This is a genomic window from Chromatiales bacterium (assembly GCA_014762505.1).
GTDB lineage: Bacteria > Pseudomonadota > Gammaproteobacteria > SpSt-1174 > SpSt-1174 > SpSt-1174.
The window spans coordinates 93,057-111,039 of record JABURS010000033.1 but is presented as its reverse complement, the minus strand read 5'-3'; the positions used below and the strand labels follow the sequence as shown (position 1 = coordinate 111,039).

Genomic DNA, 17,983 nt, shown 5'->3' with positions numbered 1-17,983 from the left:
GCGCGGGTCCGCCGGCGTCGTCGCCGAGTAATCCAGATAGATCGGAAGCTTGATGGCCATACCCGCGCTCCTTATGCCGCCGTGCTGCGCAGCATCATGTAGGCGCGGTCGCGCTGGCTGCGCACGTCCTGACGGCGGGCGATCTCCCGCACGTCGGGGCGGTCGACCAGGTCGGCCAGTGAGATGCCGTCGAGGAAGTCGTACAGCTGCTGGCTCAGGTCGTTCCACAGCTCGTGGGTCAGGCAGCGCTCGCCGCCCTGGCAGTCCTCGTGGCCGCCACAGCGGGTCACGTCCACCTTCTCGTCCACGGCATGGATGATCTCGGCGATGGAGATCTGATCCGAGGGGCGCGCCAGGCGGTAGCCGCCACCCGGACCGCGCACGCCCTCGACCAGGGAATCCTTGCGCAGCTTGGCGAACAGCTGTTCGAGATAGGACAGCGAAATCCCCTGGCATTGGGATATATCGGCCAGGGTCACCGGTCCGACGCGATCATGGATGGCCAGATCAAGCATCGCCGTCACGGCATAACGGCCTTTGGTTGACAGTTTCATGTGCTTGTCCTCTCAGTGGTGAGTGGCGCGAAAAACCGACTAATTACGTCGGGATTAGGGTTCCGTTATACAAAAACTGACTAATACAGTCAAGAATTACGGCGCAGGCAAATGACGGGCACCGGCCGGTGCCGGGCTCGCTACCGGCGGGGAAACGGCCTGGGAGAAGGGTTCTGGAGGGGAAGAGGGCGTCAGCCGACGCCGAGGGCGCGGCGTTCGGGATTGGCCAGGCCGAAGCAGTGGCCCTGGAGGCGGCAGTAGCCCAGCCACTTGTAGAGGAAGCGGTTGAGACGCCACTTGCACAGCAGGGCGGAATCCACGTCGGTCTGGCGGGCGCTGACCCGGGCGTCACGCACCCGGCACACGCGGCTCAGCACCTCGGCCTGGTGGGCATCGTGATACATGCGCACGACGACGTTCGGATCGGCACGCTGGCCGCCCTCCTCGTCCGGCAGGTAGTAGGTAAGCAGCACCGTGCTGGTGAACCGGCTGGTCTCCAGCACCTGCAGGTGCAGGTCCAGACAGCCGCTCACCCGCGAGACGGCCTCACCCTCGATCCGGTGCAGGTCCGGGCACAGCTGACGCAGGCGAATGTAGTTCGCCTCGTAGAGTTCCATCAGCGACGCAAAACTCTCGGGCTGCGGCGTGAGTGGCCGGGTGCGCGGGATGTCGATCAGCATGGCAGCCGATCATATCACAGCAGACAGCCCCGGCCGGATTTGCTAACGTCTATGAAAACGATCAACAAGAGCGGGTCCATGAACGTCAACGCCATCAGCTCGCACCCCTATACCGACCAGCGCCCCGGCACCTCCGGCCTGCGCAAGAAGGTCTCCGCCTTCCGCAAACCCCACTACCTCGAGAACTTCGTCCAGGCCATCTTCAATACACTGGAGAATACCCAGGGCATGACCCTGGTGCTCGGCGGTGACGGGCGCTACTACAACCGCGAGGCCATCCAGACCATCCTGCGCATCGCCGCCGCCAATGGCGTCGGGCGGGTGCTGCTGGGACGTGGCGGCCTCCTGTCCACGCCGGCGGCCTCCTGCATCATCCGCAAGTACAGTGCCGACGGCGGCATTATCCTCTCCGCCAGCCACAATCCCGGCGGCCCGGAGGGCGACTTCGGCATCAAGTACAACACGGCCAACGGCGGGCCGGCCCCGGAAAAGCTCACCGAGGCTATTTACGCTGAAACGCAACGCATCCAGGGCTACCGCATCGTCGACCCCCGGCACGTGGAGCTGGACAGCCTGGGCGAGCAGCAGCTCGGTGACATGCGTATCGAGGTCATCGATCCGGTGACGGACTACGCCGACCTCATGGCCCACCTGTTCGACTTCCACGCCATCCATCAGCTCTTCAACTCGGGGCGTTTCCGCATGCGCTTCGATGCCATGCACGCGGTGACCGGCCCCTATGCAAAAGAGATCCTCGAGAACCGCCTGGGCGCAGAACCCGGCACGGTGATCAACGGCGAACCGCTGGCGGACTTCGGCCGCGGCCACCCGGACCCCAACCTCACCTATGCCCGCGAGCTGGTCGACAGCCTGTGGGGACGCTCGCCGCCGGACTTCGGCGCCGCCAGCGACGGCGACGGCGACCGCAACATGATCCTGGGCCCACGCTTTTTCGTCACGCCCAGCGACAGCCTGGCCATCCTCGCCGCCAATGCCCATCGGGTGCCTGGCTATCGCCAGGGCATACGCGGCATCGCCCGCTCCATGCCCACCAGCCAGGCAGCCGACCGCGTGGCCGAGGCCCTGGGAGTGCCCTGTTACGAGACGCCGACGGGCTGGAAGTTCTTCGGCAACCTGCTCGACGCCCATCGCATCACGCTCTGCGGCGAGGAGAGCTTCGGCACCGGTTCCGATCACGTGCGCGAGAAGGACGGCCTCTGGGCCGTGCTGTTCTGGCTCAACCTGCTGGCGATCAGGCAGCAGTCCGTGGAGGAGATCGTACGCGCCCACTGGCGCCAATACGGTCGCAACATCTACACCCGTCACGACTACGAGGGCGTGGACGGCGCGGCGGCCCAGTCCGTGATCGAGGACCTGCGTGCCAGCCTGCCCGACCTGGTCGGCCGCGAGTACGGCGATTACCGCGTGGCGCTGGCCGACGATTTCGCCTATGTCGACCCCATCGACGAGAGTGTCAGCGAACACCAGGGCCTGCGCATCGTCTTCACCGACGGCTCACGCCTGATCTTCCGCCTGTCCGGCACGGGCACCCAGGGCGCCACGCTGCGCCTGTATATCGAGCGCTATGAGCCCGACCCGACCCGGCAGGACATCGATACGCAGGACGCGCTGGCCGGGCTCATCGCCATCGCCGATCGCCTCACCGACTTCAGGCAGCGGCTCGGCCGCGAAGAACCGACCGTCATCACCTGAGCATCCGACACGGACTCACGTGCCGCGAGGAAACGACATGCAATACATTCGCCGCTTCAGCGAACTGGGTATCAACGATGTCCCCCTGGTGGGGGGAAAGAACGCCTCGCTCGGCGAGATGTACTCCGCGCTGACGGAAAAGGGTGTCAACGTACCCAACGGTTTTGCCACCACCGCCGAAGGTTACTGGCGCTTCATCGAGCACAACCACCTGGTGGAACGCATCAACCAGGCGCTGGAGGGGCTGGACACCAACGATGTCGACGCCCTGGCGCGTACCGGCATTAGCATTCGCAACATGATCAATCACGGCGAGATGCCGCCGGACCTGGAGGAGGAAATCCGCCAGGCCTATGCCGAACTCTGCAAGGAATACGGTGCCAACACCGACGTTGCCGTTCGCAGCTCCGCCACGGCGGAAGACCTGCCCACCGCCTCGTTCGCCGGCCAGCAGGAGACCTATCTCAACATCCGGGGTGACAAGAACCTGCTGCTGACCTGCAAACGCGTGTTCGCCTCGCTGTTCACCAACCGCGCCATCTCCTATCGCGTGCACCAGGGCTTCTCGCATCACGACGTCGCGCTCTCCATCGGCGTGCAGAAGATGGTGCGTTCGGACCTCGCCTCCTCGGGCGTGATGTTCACGCTGGATACCGAGTCCGGCTTTCGCGACGTGATCTTCATCACCGGCGCCTACGGGCTGGGCGAGAACGTGGTACAGGGGGCAGTGAACCCGGACGAGTTCTACGTCTTCAAACCCACCCTGGCCCAGGGCAAGCGCCCCATCCTCAAGCGCCAGCTGGGGGAGAAGGCGATCCGCATGATCTATACCAGCGACAGTCTGGCTGGGGCCTCGACGCATAACGTCGACGTCAAACGCGCCGATCGCGAACGCTTCTGCATCACCGACGACGAGATCCTCACCCTCGCCCGCTACGGCATGATCATCGAGGAACACTATTCGAAGCTGGCGGGCAGTCCACGTCCCATGGATATCGAATGGGCGAAGGACGGGATTACCAAGGAGCTGTACATCGTACAGGCCCGCCCCGAGACCGTGCAGTCGCAACTGGATGCCGCCTTCCAGGAGACCTTCCATCTCCAGGAAAGCGGCGAGATCCTGGTGCAGGGCAAGAGCGTCGGACAGCGTATCGCCGCCGGACCCGCACGCGTGATCCTCGATGCCTCGGACATGAACCAGGTACAGGACGGCGAGATCCTGGTCACCGACATGACCGACCCGGACTGGGAACCGGTGATGAAGCGTGCCGCGGCCATCGTGACCAATCGCGGCGGCCGCACCTGCCACGCGGCCATCATCGCGCGTGAGCTCGGCATTCCCGCCATCGTCGGCTGCGGCGATGCCACGCTCAACATCCAGGACGGCCAGGAAGTGACCGTCTCCTGCGCCGAAGGCGATGCCGGTAATGTCTACGATGGAAGACTGAAGTTCGAGTCGCGCAAGATCGACCTGCGCAAGCTGGAAAAGCCGAAGACCAGGCTCATGCTCAACGTGGGCAACCCCGACCAGGCCTTCAAGTTCGCCAACCTGCCCTGCGAGGGTGTGGGTCTCGCCCGCCTGGAATTCATCATCAACAACAGCATACGCGTGCATCCGCGCGCCCTTCTCGAATACGACAGCCTGGACGAAGAAACCCGGGAGGCCATCGACAGCGCCTCGGCCGGCTATCCGGATCGCCGCCGCTTCTACATCGAGCGACTGGCCGAGGGGATCAGCACCATTGCCGCCGCCTTCTATCCCAAGCCGGTGATCGTGCGCATGAGCGACTTCAAGTCCAACGAGTACGCCTCGCTGATCGGCGGCCCGGCCTTCGAGCCTGAAGAGGAAAACCCGATGCTCGGCTTTCGCGGGGCCTCACGCTACTACTCGGACAGCTTTGCCGACAGCTTCGCCATGGAATGCGAGGCCATACGCAACGTGCGCGAAGACAAGGGGCTGGACAACGTCGCCATCATGATCCCCTTCGCCCGCAGCGTGGACGAGGCAAAACGCGTCATCGAGATCCTGAAGAAGGACGGGCTGGAACGCGGCCGCAATGGCCTCAAGGTCTATCTCATGTGCGAGATCCCGGCCAACGCCCTGCTCGCCGACGACTTCCTCGAACACTTCGACGGCTTCTCCATCGGCTCCAACGACCTCACCCAGCTCACCCTGGGCGTGGACCGCGACTCCGGTCTGCTGGTGGGCTTCGACGAGCGCAACCCGGCGGTGCTCAGGCTCATGGAGATGGCCATAGCGGCCTGCAACGCCAGGGGCAAGTACGTGGGCATCTGCGGGCAGGCGCCCTCGGACTTTCCGGAGATCACCCGCTGGCTGGTGGAACAGGGCATCCAGTCCATCTCGCTCAACCCCGACAGTCTGCTGACCATGATCGAGACGGTGCTGGAGACGGAACGCGCGGCGGGCTGAAACGATCCGGGGGCCGACAGGGCCGGCCCCCGGATTTGCTGAAAGGCGCCAGCGATCTGCTGGCCGGTAAGGCTAGAAGGTATTCGCCACGCCGGCCACGCCCGGCACCTTGCTGCGAATCAGGCGCTCGACCACGTTCTTCAGATCCAGGGTGGAACGCGGACAGCCCACGCAGGCACCCTTCAGGCGCACCTGCACGATACGGTCCTGGATGGCCACGAACTCGATATCCCCGCCGTCCTGCATCAGGATCTTGCGCGCCTCTTCCACTGCCGCCCGCACCTTGGCCTCATCGATGGGGCCATCCGTCGGCTGGTCACCGGCCTCGCGCTGCGCCAGCGTCTGCGCACGATCCAGCCGCAGGGCCAGCTCGGCATCGATGGCCTCGATGGCATCGAGTTCCTCCTCCGAATAGACATGATCGGGATCGGGATTCAGCAGCGCTTCGAGTCGTTCCTGGTCGGTCGGCATGAGATCGTGTCGTAACGTGTGGGACTGCGAGCATTATATCAGTCCCGACCGGCACAGAGACCCCGGGGAGCATCCGGTTACCCCGCGCCGGCCCGGGTCTCGTGACGCAGCGCCACGCACAGACGACGCCAGGCAGGGGTGCGGCCGGGAGTGAGGAGCACCTCCGTGCGTCGCGCATCGGCCGTCCTGAACTGCAGGATCATCAACCCCGGAAACCGGGTGCTGCCCGGCAGCAGTTCCGCGGCCTGCCGCCCGTCACGCAACGTCTCGACCCACCAGCGTCCCTGCACATCACGCCCCAGACGCCTCACCGCCCCCGCGGCCACGGGCCGGACATGGCGTTGCCATGCCGTGCGTAACGACACCAGCACCAGCAGCAGCACGAGCAGCTGCGCCCACCAGGGCAGACCGGCAAGCCCGATGGCGGTAAGGCTCGCCAGGGTACCGAGGATCAGGAGCGCGGCCAGCGGCCGGGAGGGGGCGAGTTCAATGTTGAGCGGCGCGTATCTTTTCGATGACACGGGTGATCTCTCCTTCCGTGGAGGTCATGCGGCCCATGAGCAGTTCCAGCAGGGTGTCGTCGGGGTAGTCGAGCAGCCGCGCAAAGGCGTTGCGCTCAGCGCCGTCCAGACCGGCATAAGCGGTGTCGACGAAACGGCGCAGCAGCAGATCCAGTTCCAGCATGCCGCGGCGGCACTGCCAGCGCAGACGACCCAGTTCGTCCATCTCAGACGGACTTCTTCAGCATCAGCTTCTTGATGTCGCCTATGGCCTTCGTCGGGTTCAACCCCTTGGGACAGACCTGTTGGCAGCTCATGATGCTGTGGCAGCGATACAGCTTGAAGGCATCGTCGAGCTGATCCAGGCGCTCGTTGGTGGCCTGGTCGCGGCTGTCCTTGATGAAGCGGGCGGCCTGCAGCAGCGCGGCCGGGCCGAGGAATTTTTCCGGATTCCACCAGTAGGAGGGACAGGAGGCGGAGCAGCAGCCGCAGAGGATGCACTCGTAGAGTCCGTCGAGCTCGGCGCGCTCTGCCGGCGTCTGCATGCGCTCCACCTCGGGCATGGGGTCGTCGGCGATGAGATAGGGCTTCGTGCTGCGGTATTGCTGGTAGAAGTTCTCCATGTCCACGACCAGGTCGCGTACCACGGGCATGCCCGGGAAGGGGCGCACCTCCACCGGCTGTTTCAGATCGGCCAGCGGCGTGACGCAGGCCAGGCCGTTGCGACCGTTGATGTTCATCCCGTCCGAGCCGCACACACCCTCCTGGCAGGAGCGCCGGAAGCTCAGCGTCTCGTCCTGTTTTTTCAGGAGCAGCAGTGCCTCGAGCAGCATCATGCCCGGACGCACCTCGGCTTCCGGCAACTCGAAGTCCTGCATGTAGGGCTTGTCGTCGGTCTCCGGATTGTAGCGATAGATCGAGAATTTCATGGCTAGTAGACGCGCTCCTTGGGCGGGAAGGAATCGACCGTCATCGGCTTGGTGCGTACCGGCTTGTAGTCGAGGCTGTCCGTCTCCCTGGAATACAGGCTGTGACGCATCCAGTTGACATCGTCGCGCTGCGGATGATCGATGCGCGAGTGTGCGCCACGGCTCTCGGTGCGATACAGCGCCGAGGTCACCGTAGCCAGGGCGCAGTCGATCAGGTTCTCGAGTTCCAGTGCCTCCACGCGTGCGGTGTTGAACACGCGGCTGTGGTCGGTGAGCCGCACGTCGTCCAGGCGCGCGGCGATGGCCTTCACCTTGTCCAGCCCTTCGCGCATCACCGCCTCGGTACGGAACACCCCGCAGTGGTCTTCCATCACCTTGCGCAGTTCGCGCCGCAGACCGTCCACGGTCTCGCCCTCGCCCTTGCGGTCCCAGCGCGCGAGCCGCTCCATCGCCTGCTCGACGGCCGCCTCGGGCAGCGGCCGATGATGCCGGTGCTCGGCCAGGTAATCGATGATGTGATTGGCGGCGGCACGGCCGAACACCAGGATATCCAGCAGGGAATTCCCCCCCAGACGGTTGGCCCCGTGCACCGACACGCAGGCGCACTCCCCGGCCGCGTACAGACCAGGTACCGGATCCTCCGGCGTGTCCTTCACCGGCACCACCACCTGCCCGTGCCGGTTGGTGGGGATGCCGCCCATGGTGTAGTGGGCGGTGGGATAGACCGGGATCGGCTCCCTGGCCGGATCGAGGCCGAGGAAGGTCAGGCACATCTCGCGGATACCCGGCAGGCGCGACATGTTCACCTCCTCGCCGAGGTGATCCAGACGCAGCAGCACGTAGTCCTTGTCCGGCCCGCAGCCGCGTCCTTCGCGGATCTCGGTGACGATGGCTCGGCTCACCACGTCGCGGCTGGCGAGGTCCTTGGCGTGCGGCGCGTAGCGCTCCATGAAGCGCTCGCCCTCGCTGTTGACGAGGTAACCACCCTCGCCGCGCGCGCCCTCGGTGATGAGCATGCCCTTGCCGGCGATGCCGGTGGGATGGAACTGGAAGAACTCCATGTCCTGCAGCGGGATGCCGGCACGCAGGGCCATGCCCATGCCGTCGCCGGTATTGATGAGGGCATTGGTGCAGGTGCGAAACAGCTGCCCCACCCCGCCGGTGGCCAGCAGCGTGGTCTTCGCCTCGATGACGATGGGCTCGCCGGTCTCGATGGAAAAGGCCAGCGCGCCGAGGATGTACCCCTCGTCGTCCTTGAGCAGATCGACGGCGAAGTATTCGTCGAAGAAGTGGGTGCGCGCCCGCACATTCTGCTGATACAGGGTGTGCAGGATGGCATGCCCGGTGCGGTCGGCCGCGGCACAGGTGCGCGCCGTCTGGTCGCCGCCGAAGTTCTGGCTCTGCGCGCCGAAGGGGCGCTGGTAGATCTTGCCGTTGTCCAGGCGCGAGAACGGCACGCCCGAATGTTCCAGCTCGTAGACGACCTTGGGCGCGGCGCGGCACATGTACTCGATGGCGTCCTGGTCACCCAGGTAGTCGCTGCCCTTCACCGTGTCGAACATGTGCCAGTGCCAGTTGTCCGGCAGCACGTTGGCCAGCGCCGCATTCACCCCGCCCTGGGCGGCCACGGTGTGGGAGCGCGTGGGGAACACCTTGGAGACCACGGCCACGTTGGCCTCTGCATCCGCCAGCTGCAACGCGGCGCGCAGACCGCCGCCGCCTGCGCCGATGATGAGTACGTCGAATTTTCGCCGGGTCAGTGTCATGAGAGCGTCGCGAGGATGAGAACGCGGGCGACCCACAGGCCGCAACCGATGAGAAAGGCCACCAGCAGCACATAGGCCGTCAGGCGGATCCAGAAGACATGCAGGTAATCGACGAACACGTCGCGCACGCCGATCCAGGCATGCCAGAGCAGCGCGACATAGAACAGGGCAATGGCCAGCAACGCTGCCGGATGGCCGACGAGTGACTGCCAGGCAGCGAAGTCACGGGGCCCGCCCAGCAGCAGCACGACCAGTGCCACCAGCCCGAACAGCGCGAGGTACACCGCCGTGACGCGCTGCACCACCCAGGCCGACAGCCCCTGCAATCCGCCCTTCATGCGGGCCACCCCGCGGCCAGCCAGTTCAGGGCCAGCGCCGCCGCGAGCAGGATGGCCGCCACCAGGACGACCCAGGCCGTCATCCGTGCCGGCCGGGCCTCGATTGCGACATCGAGATCGAGCAGCAGGAAGCGGATACCGGCGAGCAGGTGATGCACAAGCGACCAGAGGAACAGCAGGGCCAGCAGGGCGCCGAGCGGATGTCCCAGCCAGTCCTGCACCTGGGCATAGCCCGATGGCCCGCTCAGGGAGCGTTCCAGGGCGAGGATCGAGACCGGGATGAACAGTACCAGCAGCACACCGGAGACCCGGTGCAGAAAGGACACCACCCCCGGGATCGGCAGGCGGAGCTTGAACAGGTTCAGATAGACGGGCCGAGCCGGGCGGCTCATGCGTGGACTCCTGTTTCGTTCTTGCTTGTTATCGATATCCGACCGGGAGCCCCCTGCGGGGTTCCCCGTCCAGACCTAGGATAGCGTATCGTCAAAATAACCGCTAAGACAGTGTGCTGACACTCCCCGGGGGTTTGACTACACTGGGCGCCTGATCAACCGCTGCGTAGCTTCTCTAGGAGTGGCAATGAAACCCGAATGGAAAGACTTCCTGGCCGATGCCGGTGCCGAGTTCGATGACGGACGCGTGACCACCTTCGGCAATCCGGACCGCGAGCGCCGCGTCACCACCTCCGGCAACGTGTTCTGCGACCTCTCCCACCTGGGGATGATCGCGGCCTATGGCGACGACACGGCAGGCTTTCTGCAGAACCAGCTCACCAACGACGTGCGCCTGGTCGATGCCACCCACTCCCAGCTCAACGCCTACTGCACACCCAAGGGCCGCATGCTGGCCCTGTTCCGCCTGTTCCGTCGTGGCGACACCTGGTATCTGCGCATGCCGCGTTCCACCCTGGAACCGGTGCTGGAGCGCCTGCGCAAATATGTGATGATGGCCAAGGTGACCCTGGAGGACGGTTCGGGCGCCCTGGTGCGCCTGGGCGTGTCGGGCCCGGATGCCGTCGAGGAGCTGGAAAAGGCGACGGGCGGCAAGGTGCCGGCGGAAAACGATGCCGTGGCCAACATCGGCGACTACACGGTGATCCGCGTGCCGGGCATCCACCCCCGCTTCGAGGTCTACGGCGAGCTGGAGTCCATGAAGGACCTGTGGGAGCGCCTCAACGTGCATGGCGCCCCGGTCGGCGCCAGCGGCTGGGCCCTGCTCGACATCCTGGCCGGCCTGCCCAGCGTGCATGCCGCCACCGTCGAGGCCTTCGTGCCGCAGATGGCCAACATGGAACTGGTCAATGGCGTGAGCTTCAAGAAGGGCTGTTACCCGGGCCAGGAGATCGTCGCCCGCATGCAGTACCTCGGCAAGCTCAAGCGCCGCATGTACCGCCTGCACAGCGAGGCCGCCGAACCGCCGCCGCCCGGTACCGACGTCTACGGCAAGGGGCGCGACGAGCCCGTCGGCAAGGTAGTGGATGCCGAGCTGCATCCGGATGGTGGCGTGGAGCTGCTGGCCGTGCTGCAGATCGAGGCGGCCGAGGAAGCCGCCCTGCACCTGGGCAGCCCCGACGGCGCCGCCGCCCAGCGCCAGGCCCTGCCCTATCCGCTCGAACTGGCCTCCTGAGGCATCCGCGGAGGGGTACCCCGACTGCCGACGAAACAGACCGTCGATCCAAAATCGGGAAATCCCCCCATATGCCCGTACCGGCGGGCGGGCTATTGATTAGCGGCAGCTGGTCGCAGGGAAGCGAGTGGCATCACGCCGATCCACAGGGAGGCCGCAAGGCCCAACGGAGATGACACCACCCCCCGATTATCCGCGGGTGGACCAGCTACTCTCTCTTCCGGCGCCCCGCCAACGGCGGGGCGCTGCCATTGCGGATCGTTCCGGTGTACGCTCGGACGGCGGGACTCCCGCCCCGTTTCATGGCTCACGAGGCACAGGCATGAAGACGTTGATCCTGGTCCGTCACGGCAAGTCCAGCTGGGTCCAGCACGAACTGGCCGACTTCGATCGCCCGCTGTTGCCGCGCGGGGAACAGGATGCCCGGCTCATCGGTGGCTTTCTGTACGACAACGGCCTGATCCCCGACCTGATCCGCAGCAGCCCCGCCACCCGGGCCCAGGCCACCGCCGGCCTGCTCGCCGAGGCCCTGGGCTATCCCCCGGCCGGCATCGACACGGTGCCGGCGATCTACGAGGCCACCGTCGGCGACCTGCTCGAGGTCCTGCGCAGCACCCGCCACAGCGACACCCTGCTCATGGTCGGCCACAATCCCGGATTCAGCGGGCTGCTCGACCTGCTCACCGGTACCGCCCAGGAAGACCTCCCCACCTGCGGCACGGCAGTGATCGACTTCGACGTGACAACGTGGAACGAGATCCTTCCGGGCAGCGGCCGGCTACGACTGCTGCAGCGGCCAAAACAGTTGCGGGAGGGGTGAGTCGCAAGTCCCAAGTTACAAGTCAAAACCCTGGGGCGGGCACAGCCCGTCCTATGGGTTATGCCACATACTTTGCGCCTGACAAATCTCTCATCACGCCACTCAACTTCAACTCGCGACTTTAAACCGCCGGCACCGGCAACCGCCCTTCCACCTCGAACACCGCCCGCGCAAACACCTGTGTCTTTCGCGTGGGGACGTGCAGGAAGGTGACAACCTCGGCGGTGAGTTCGCAGAGCCATTCCTGGCGTTCGCGCGGGCGGCGGCCGTAGAGGCCGGCGGGTTCGAACAGGGCGACGTTGTCGCCGCCTTCCGGGTCGCGGGCCGAAGGGTATTCGAAGGCGATCACGCCGGCCGTGCGCATGGCACTGCCCAGTGCCTGGGTGGCGCCGTAGCCGGCGGGATTCGCGAGGGTGGCGCGAAAGCGCTCGCAGGGGGCCTGCTGCAGCTGCAGCCCCTGCTTCGTCGCGTAGCCGGCGCGGAACAGCGTATGGCGGGTATTGATGGGCCCCGGCGGCGGCGTGGCCATGCCGGCGCGAAAGACGAAGCGGTAATAGGCGCATTCGGCCAGCGCCGTGGTCGGTGCCAGCGCGCCGTAGAGCAGCGAGGGCTCGTAGGCCCGGCCGAAGCGCGAGCCGTGACGCAGCGGCGGGTAGCGAAACGGGGTCATCAGCAGGTAATCGAGGTGCTCGCTACCGGACCGGGGCGCGGGCTTCACGCCCTCCAGCAGCTCCTCCAGCAGTCCCTGCTCGGCCAGGTTATCGACCAGTCGCGCGGTGGCGACCTGCTCCTGGCTCTCGACGATGCGCCAGAACTCGCCCCGGATGGGATGGATGACGTCCTCGAGCCCGCAGGCCGCCCACAGGTCCACGCCTCAGACCTTGCCGCGGATCGCGTCCAGGTAGCCCGCCACCCGCACCAGCCCCTCCACCGTCCGCAACTGCACGGCCGGCACGCCGCCGGTGTGGTGGTTATGGGTGTGCATCCAGTGGCGCATCTGCGCCTCGTCTCCGCCCATCAGGGCGTAGAGGCTGCGATAGCAGCGGATCAGCAGCAGCGCGAGTTCGCCGCTCTTGCTCGCGGGATCGAGCTGGCCGCGGCTGAACACCGAGCGGTCCTTCCCCACCACCCGGCCGAGGTCGGCCTGGCTCAGGCCCAGCGCCTGCCCGGCATTGAGCAGGGCCTTCGTGAGCACGGCGCGGGGATCGGCCTTTGGTAGCGTGGCGGTGGGCATGGTGAATCTCCTGTGTATATGCCACATTTTAGTCTATGAATGCAGCATATACCACATGCAAGACCTGCCCTTCTCCCGAGACATCAGGACTTCACGCGCATAAAAAAGCGCCCGGCAGGGGCCGGGCGCGAGGTGGGGAGGAAGCCGGCTGGCGGCTAGACGCGGAAGGCGCCGATCGTGCGCTGCAGGTCTTCGGCCACGCGCTGCAGGGCCTGGCTGCGATTGGAGGTCTGCTCGGCGCTCTCCGCGGCCTGGGTGGCCAGGGTGTGGATGGAGACGACGTTCTCGTTGATGTCTTCGGAGACCGCCGACTGCTCCTCGGCCGCCGTGGCAATTTGGGTGTTCATCTCGGCGATGCTGGAGACGGCGCGGGTGATGCGCTTGAGGGCCTCGCCGGCGCGGCCGGCACGCTCGACCACGTCGTCGGTCTTCTGCTCGCTGTGCCTCATCACCTCGACCGCACCCCTGGCACCACCCTGCAGGCGCTCGATCATCTCCTGGATCTCACGGGTGGATTCCTGGGTACGACTGGCCAGGGTGCGCACCTCGTCGGCCACCACGGCAAAGCCGCGACCCTGCTCGCCGGCGCGGGCCGCCTCGATGGCGGCGTTGAGCGCCAGCAGGTTGGTCTGCTCGGCGATGCCGCGGATCACGTCCAGCACGGTGCCGATCTGCTCGGCATCGTTCTCCACGCTGCCGATGGTGCGGGCGGATTCGCGCACCTCGTGGGCGAGGTCGTTGATGGCGGCCACCACCTCGTCGACCATGCGGTTGCCGGCATTGGCCTCCTTGTCCGCCTCCTGCGCACCGCTGGAGGCCTCGGAGGCGTTGCGCGCCACCTCCTGCACCGTCGCGGTCATCTCGTTCATGGCCGTTGCCACCAGGTCGAGCTTGCTCTCCTGCTGGTTCATGTTGAGCTTGGTGTCCACGCTCATGTCGGTCATGGCCTGGGACTCGGCCATCAGCTGCTCGCCGGTCTCGGCCACCTGCTTCACCAGCGCCTGGATCTTGATGACGAAGCGGTTGAAGGCGCGGCCGAGCTCTGCGACCTCGTCGCGACCCGCCTCGTCCAGTCGCCGCGTCAGGTCACCCTCGCCGCTGGCGATGTCGGTGAGCGACTCGATGACATGGCAGAAGGCACGCTTGAGCGCACGGATCACCACGAAGGCCACCAGCGCACCGAGCACGATGGCGAGCACGGTCAGCCCCAGGGTGTTGCGCAGCACGGTCTCCTTCTCCTCCATCATCTGCGCACGCAGGGCGAGCGTGTTCTGCTCCTCGGCGTTGGTCAGGTTCTGCATGCCGATGCGGATCTTCTGCCAGGTCGGATGCTCCACCGTCACCAGCAGCTCCTTCGCGCCCTCGATGTCACCGGCGCGCACGCGCTCCAGCACCGCGAGCTTGGAACCCTTGTTCTGCTCCCACTGCGCGGCAATGGTCTCGAGCTCGGCCAGCGTCTCCGGATTGCCCTCCGAGGCCGCCAGCGCCGTCTGGTAGGCCTCGTCGAAACGCTTGATGGCCGCCGGCACCACCTCGAAGGGCTTTTTCAGCTCCGGCCGCAGCACCAGGTTGCGCAGCGCAATGCCCGACAGCAGCCCGTCGGAGTACATCTTCTGGTAGGCCGTGTAGCGCACCTGGCTGGTGGTGAAGAAGTCGTCGAAGCGCTGGCTGGTCTTCATCACCCCCTGCACGGCAAGGGCGATGGCCGTACCAAACAGGACAAACACAATCAGGAAGGCGGCGGTGAGTTTCGCCTTCATGCTCAGCTGCTTCATCATCGATGCGCTCCGCTACTCTCTTGAATCTGATGATCGAAAAAGGGCTATGCCCGTTTTAACGGCCCCATGACATGAATCTTGAATGCATGATTACGCCGTGGGACCGGGCAACCTCGACCAGATTCACCGGCCAAGGGCTTTATTCCGGGAGGGCGACGGAAGGTGGCAGAATGCGGATCGGTGGCGGGTGAAGAGTGTGAGGTGTGAGGCGTAGGCTGATGACCGTCGACGACAGGTGGTGATGATTTATTGATCCTCAGTCACTGCAAACCTCCGCCACCCGTAAACCAGGAACCCTCTACCCCCCTTTGTACGTTGTCGTCCCGAGACTGGGCCTTGATTGTTCGATCTATGGAAACATTCTTGTTCCGCTAAGCCTGATTATTAATCTCTTTGATACCACTAGAGTCATTGTCAGCCGGTTGGCCAGCCGCCAGACGGACCCGATGAATCTGATGACTACTGGAGGTATCCCCATGAACACGGAACACGGATCCCACACCCCCGCGGCCGTGACACGCTTAGACGGAACCACGCGCAACACCGTGGGCAGAACGCCCGACCACCCGATCGACCCGATCTTTCTCGAGCGCTGGTCCCCGCGCTCCTTCGACGCGAGCCCTATGCCGCTGAGCGACCTCATGACAATACTGGAGGCCGCTCGATGGGCGCCCTCTGCCTACAATATTCAGCCATGGCGCTTCCTCTTCGCGCTTCGGGAAGACACCTGCTGGCCCGAGTACCTGTCGCTTCTCGACCCGTTCAACTCAGCCTGGGCCAGGCATGCGTCCGCACTCGTTTTCCTGGCCTCCGATAGTCTGATGCCGGCGGACGAAAACGGGGTACGCAGGCCCTCTTCCTGCCATACCTTCGATGCAGGTTCCGCATGGGCGCATCTGGCCCTCCAGGCGACCGCACTCGGCTACCACGCACATGCAATGGCTGGCGTGTTCTTCGACCGTGCTGCCGCCGCACTCGCCTTGCCCGCGCATTTTCAGCTCCAGGTTGCGATTGCCGTCGGCCGCCAGGCCAGTGCGGCCAGGCTGCCCGAGGGCCTGCGACAGCGCGAGCAGCCCAGTGACCGTCGCCCACTCGGCAAATCGGTCTTCGCTGGCCGCTACCGCGGTTGAGCCGTCAGAACCGCACCCAGCCATGAACAGATAAGGGACTCCGTGATGAAGACGAACCATGCCGAGGCCATCCTGAACCTGCCCCCTCCTGGCCTGATGCAGCAACCGGCGATCCTGCTCATGGTGACAGGGACCCTGATCGGCTTGAACTTCCCGCTCGGAAAGATCGCCGGGGACGCCGGGATCTCCCCCGTCGTCTGGGCGCTGATGATTTCCATGGGCGCGGCGATGATCATGCTGCCGGTGCTCCTGCTCAGGCGTGCCTTGGTGATACCGGGTCCCCGTCTGGTACGATACGCCGCAACATCGGCCCTTGTTTCATTCGTGACGCCGAATCTGCTGCTGTTCAGCGTGATACCCCACGCCGGGGCGGGCTATACGGGATTGATGTTTGCACTTTCTCCGGTCTTCACGCTCGGGATCGCGACGTTGTTCCGCCTCAAGACGCCAGGCCGACTCGGGCTTGCGGGTATCGCGGTAGGCCTGGTCGGGGCAGCCCTGGTCAGCGTCACACGCGGCAGCATGCCGAACGCCCCCGACCTCTTCTGGCTGGTGCTCGCGATGCTGATACCCGTAGCGCTGGCCGTCGGCAATGTCTATCGCACGGTTGCATGGCCCGCAGACGCGACCCCCGACGTGCTTGCCTTCTGGAGCCACCTGCTTGCCGGTGGGTTTTTCGTGGTGATTCTACTGCTGGCGGCGGGCGAGATATCGCCTGCGGAACTGGCGGCGGCGCCCCTGGCCGTCATGGCGCAACTCGCGGTCTCTGGACTGACATTCCCGGTGTTTTACCGGCTGCAGCAGCGCGGTGGGCCCGTTCTGCTCAGCCAGATCGGTTACGTCGCATCGGCCGTAGGACTGGTCAGCGCCACCGTCTTTCTGGGAGAACGGTATTCCCTGCTGACCTGGGGAGGGGCAGGCGTGATCGCGCTGGGAGTTGGAATCACGCTCTATGCGCAGCACGGTGAGCGGAAGCAGTCGGTATGACGTGCGCGGCACCGGTGGTCAGGTATCGGGCTCCCAGTAGGCCGGGGTATGGACCCGCTCGGACATGAACTCGATGAACGCGCGAACCTTGGGCGACAGGTGCCGACGCTGTGGGTACAGGGCATAGATCGAGAGTTCCATGGCGCGGTAGTCGTGCAAGATCGCCCGTAGTCGTCCCTGCTGGATGTCCTCGCCCACGACAAACGTCGGCGTCAACGCGATACCGGCCTCGTGCAACACGGCCTCGCGAATCGCGAGGCTGTTGTTCAACTGAATCGCGCTGTCGATGCCCACCGATTCATAGCCACCCTCGGGAGTCAGGAAACGCCATTCGCTCGGCGAATCGTGATACCTGAAGCTGAGCGTTCGATGATTGCGCAATTCCTCGGGCGTGCGTGGTGTCCCGTGACGTTCGAAATAGCCGGGCGCCCCGCAGACGACGTGCCGACAGTCACCGAGCCGTCGGGCCACCAGCGAGGAATCCGGCAGGTCGCCAATGCGAATCGCGACATCGAAACCTTCCTCCACCAGGTCGAGCCGCCGATCGTCGAGACTCATATCCACGTGAAGCTCCGGGTACCTGGCCTGGAATTCGGCCAGCGCCGGCGCGATGTGCAGGATGCCGAAGGACATGGGGCTGTTGATCCTCAAGACACCACGTGGCTCGGCCTGCAGCCGCGACACCTCCTGCTCGGCGGCCTCGATCTCGCGCAGTCCTTCCCGGCTTCGATCGTAAAACGCCCGCCCGACCTCGGTTAGGCTCAAGCGCCGGGTCGTGCGATTGAGCAGACGCGCGCCCAGTCTGTCTTCCAGACGCGTCACGTACTTGCTCACCACGGACTTGGATAGCCCCAGCTTGTCCGCTGCCGCGGTAAAGCTCTGGCTGTCGACGACCTGTACGAACACCGCAACATCGCTCAGGTGATCCACGGAGCCCCCTCGATTACTCGATCACTGCGAACAATCTTATTCCAAACGCACCGATTATCAATGCATTACGAACACCTATCTTGTGGCTGTAGCCCG

The 17,983-nt window shown here is 65.2% G+C and carries 17 protein-coding genes and 1 pseudogene; 6 read left to right on the top strand and 12 right to left on the bottom strand.

Features of this window, described 5'->3' with window-relative positions; genetic code table 11:
• Positions 1-71: 71 nt before the first annotated feature.
• Together iscR and HUJ28_06480 are read right to left on the bottom strand one after the other, a co-directional pair.
• Positions 72-554 (bottom strand): Fe-S cluster assembly transcriptional regulator IscR, encoded by a 483-nt coding sequence (iscR, locus tag HUJ28_06485; GenBank protein MBD3619098.1) that lies wholly within the window; start codon positions 552-554, stop codon positions 72-74.
• 191 nt (positions 555-745) lie between these two features.
• The gene (locus HUJ28_06480) at positions 746-1,234 is read right to left on the bottom strand and encodes a DUF1249 domain-containing protein (GenBank protein MBD3619097.1); all 489 of its coding nucleotides are present in this window, start codon (positions 1,232-1,234) and stop codon (positions 746-748) included.
• Positions 1,235-1,312: 78 nt separating this feature from the next.
• On the opposite strand from HUJ28_06480, the gene HUJ28_06475 reads away from it, so the two are divergent.
• Entirely contained in the window at positions 1,313-2,947 is a 1,635-nt protein-coding gene (locus tag HUJ28_06475) for an alpha-D-glucose phosphate-specific phosphoglucomutase (protein MBD3619096.1), read from the top strand.
• A gap of 37 nt (positions 2,948-2,984) precedes the next feature.
• Complete coding sequence (gene ppsA, locus HUJ28_06470) at positions 2,985-5,378, top strand: phosphoenolpyruvate synthase (GenBank protein ID MBD3619095.1); 2,394 nt, start codon at positions 2,985-2,987, stop codon at positions 5,376-5,378.
• 72 nt (positions 5,379-5,450) lie between these two features.
• On the opposite strand, the pseudogene HUJ28_06465 reads toward ppsA, so the two are convergent.
• The 6 genes and pseudogenes from HUJ28_06465 to sdhC all read right to left on the bottom strand — a co-directional run bounded on the left by HUJ28_06465 (position 5,451) and on the right by sdhC (position 9,774).
• Positions 5,451-6,289: pseudogene (locus HUJ28_06465) on the bottom strand (NifU family protein).
• 46 nt (positions 6,290-6,335) lie between these two features.
• Positions 6,336-6,575 carry a succinate dehydrogenase assembly factor 2 gene (locus tag HUJ28_06460; GenBank protein ID MBD3619094.1) on the bottom strand — a complete coding sequence of 80 codons (240 nt, stop codon included), beginning with the start codon at positions 6,573-6,575 and terminating at the stop codon, positions 6,336-6,338.
• 1 nt (position 6,576) lies between these two features.
• Positions 6,577-7,278 (bottom strand): succinate dehydrogenase iron-sulfur subunit, encoded by a 702-nt coding sequence (locus HUJ28_06455; GenBank protein ID MBD3619093.1) that lies wholly within the window; start codon positions 7,276-7,278, stop codon positions 6,577-6,579.
• A 2-nt stretch (positions 7,279-7,280) separates the two neighbouring features.
• Positions 7,281-9,044, bottom strand: coding sequence for a succinate dehydrogenase flavoprotein subunit (gene sdhA / locus HUJ28_06450; GenBank protein MBD3619092.1), 1,764 nt, complete (start codon positions 9,042-9,044; stop codon positions 7,281-7,283).
• On the bottom strand, positions 9,041-9,382 hold the full coding sequence (sdhD, locus tag HUJ28_06445; protein MBD3619091.1) for a succinate dehydrogenase, hydrophobic membrane anchor protein: 342 nt from the start codon (positions 9,380-9,382) through the stop codon (positions 9,041-9,043). The genes sdhA and sdhD overlap by 4 nt, the downstream gene beginning before the upstream one ends.
• Positions 9,379-9,774, bottom strand: coding sequence for a succinate dehydrogenase, cytochrome b556 subunit (gene sdhC, locus HUJ28_06440; protein MBD3619090.1), 396 nt, complete (start codon positions 9,772-9,774; stop codon positions 9,379-9,381). The genes sdhD and sdhC overlap by 4 nt, the downstream gene beginning before the upstream one ends.
• 187 nt (positions 9,775-9,961) lie before the next feature.
• Between sdhC and HUJ28_06435 the strand changes: the two genes are divergently transcribed.
• Positions 9,962-11,008 carry a folate-binding protein YgfZ gene (locus tag HUJ28_06435; protein MBD3619089.1) on the top strand — a complete coding sequence of 349 codons (1,047 nt, stop codon included), beginning with the start codon at positions 9,962-9,964 and terminating at the stop codon, positions 11,006-11,008.
• A 322-nt stretch (positions 11,009-11,330) separates the two neighbouring features.
• Positions 11,331-11,828: a histidine phosphatase family protein gene (locus HUJ28_06430; protein ID MBD3619088.1), complete on the top strand. Its 498-nt coding sequence runs from the start codon at positions 11,331-11,333 to the stop codon at positions 11,826-11,828.
• Between the two features lie 121 nt (positions 11,829-11,949).
• Here HUJ28_06430 and HUJ28_06425 read toward each other — a convergent pair whose 3' ends face one another.
• From HUJ28_06425 to HUJ28_06415, 3 genes are all read right to left on the bottom strand, one after another.
• Entirely contained in the window at positions 11,950-12,699 is a 750-nt protein-coding gene (locus HUJ28_06425; GenBank protein ID MBD3619087.1) for an RES family NAD+ phosphorylase, read from the bottom strand.
• Between the two features lie 3 nt (positions 12,700-12,702).
• Positions 12,703-13,062 carry a DUF2384 domain-containing protein gene (locus HUJ28_06420; protein ID MBD3619086.1) on the bottom strand — a complete coding sequence of 120 codons (360 nt, stop codon included), beginning with the start codon at positions 13,060-13,062 and terminating at the stop codon, positions 12,703-12,705.
• A gap of 155 nt (positions 13,063-13,217) precedes the next feature.
• Positions 13,218-14,840 (bottom strand): methyl-accepting chemotaxis protein, encoded by a 1,623-nt coding sequence (locus HUJ28_06415; protein MBD3619085.1) that lies wholly within the window; start codon positions 14,838-14,840, stop codon positions 13,218-13,220.
• Positions 14,841-15,316: 476 nt separating this feature from the next.
• On the opposite strand from HUJ28_06415, the gene HUJ28_06410 reads away from it, so the two are divergent.
• A complete protein-coding gene (locus HUJ28_06410) occupies positions 15,317-15,970 on the top strand; it encodes a nitroreductase family protein (protein MBD3619084.1) in 654 nt (217 codons plus the stop codon).
• A gap of 96 nt (positions 15,971-16,066) precedes the next feature.
• Positions 16,067-16,957 carry a DMT family transporter gene (locus HUJ28_06405; protein ID MBD3619083.1) on the top strand — a complete coding sequence of 297 codons (891 nt, stop codon included), beginning with the start codon at positions 16,067-16,069 and terminating at the stop codon, positions 16,955-16,957.
• 18 nt (positions 16,958-16,975) lie between these two features.
• Here HUJ28_06405 and HUJ28_06400 read toward each other — a convergent pair whose 3' ends face one another.
• Complete coding sequence (locus HUJ28_06400) at positions 16,976-17,887, bottom strand: LysR family transcriptional regulator (protein ID MBD3619082.1); 912 nt, start codon at positions 17,885-17,887, stop codon at positions 16,976-16,978.
• Positions 17,888-17,983: the final 96 nt, after the last annotated feature.

Coding starts and splice junctions, on each gene's coding strand:
- HUJ28_06435 (MBD3619089.1), top strand. CDS start 9,962: ATGAAACCCGAATGGAAAGACTTCCTGGCCGATGCCGGTGCCGAGTTC.
- HUJ28_06415 (MBD3619085.1), bottom strand. CDS start 14,840: ATGATGAAGCAGCTGAGCATGAAGGCGAAACTCACCGCCGCCTTCCTG.
- sdhA (MBD3619092.1), bottom strand. CDS start 9,044: ATGACACTGACCCGGCGAAAATTCGACGTACTCATCATCGGCGCAGGC.
- sdhD (MBD3619091.1), bottom strand. CDS start 9,382: ATGAAGGGCGGATTGCAGGGGCTGTCGGCCTGGGTGGTGCAGCGCGTC.
- iscR (MBD3619098.1), bottom strand. CDS start 554: ATGAAACTGTCAACCAAAGGCCGTTATGCCGTGACGGCGATGCTTGAT.
- HUJ28_06455 (MBD3619093.1), bottom strand. CDS start 7,278: ATGAAATTCTCGATCTATCGCTACAATCCGGAGACCGACGACAAGCCC.
- HUJ28_06480 (MBD3619097.1), bottom strand. CDS start 1,234: ATGCTGATCGACATCCCGCGCACCCGGCCACTCACGCCGCAGCCCGAG.
- HUJ28_06405 (MBD3619083.1), top strand. CDS start 16,067: ATGCAGCAACCGGCGATCCTGCTCATGGTGACAGGGACCCTGATCGGC.
- ppsA (MBD3619095.1), top strand. CDS start 2,985: ATGCAATACATTCGCCGCTTCAGCGAACTGGGTATCAACGATGTCCCC.
- HUJ28_06420 (MBD3619086.1), bottom strand. CDS start 13,062: ATGCCCACCGCCACGCTACCAAAGGCCGATCCCCGCGCCGTGCTCACG.
- HUJ28_06475 (MBD3619096.1), top strand. CDS start 1,313: ATGAACGTCAACGCCATCAGCTCGCACCCCTATACCGACCAGCGCCCC.
- HUJ28_06430 (MBD3619088.1), top strand. CDS start 11,331: ATGAAGACGTTGATCCTGGTCCGTCACGGCAAGTCCAGCTGGGTCCAG.
- HUJ28_06410 (MBD3619084.1), top strand. CDS start 15,317: ATGAACACGGAACACGGATCCCACACCCCCGCGGCCGTGACACGCTTA.
- HUJ28_06460 (MBD3619094.1), bottom strand. CDS start 6,575: ATGGACGAACTGGGTCGTCTGCGCTGGCAGTGCCGCCGCGGCATGCTG.
- sdhC (MBD3619090.1), bottom strand. CDS start 9,774: ATGAGCCGCCCGGCTCGGCCCGTCTATCTGAACCTGTTCAAGCTCCGC.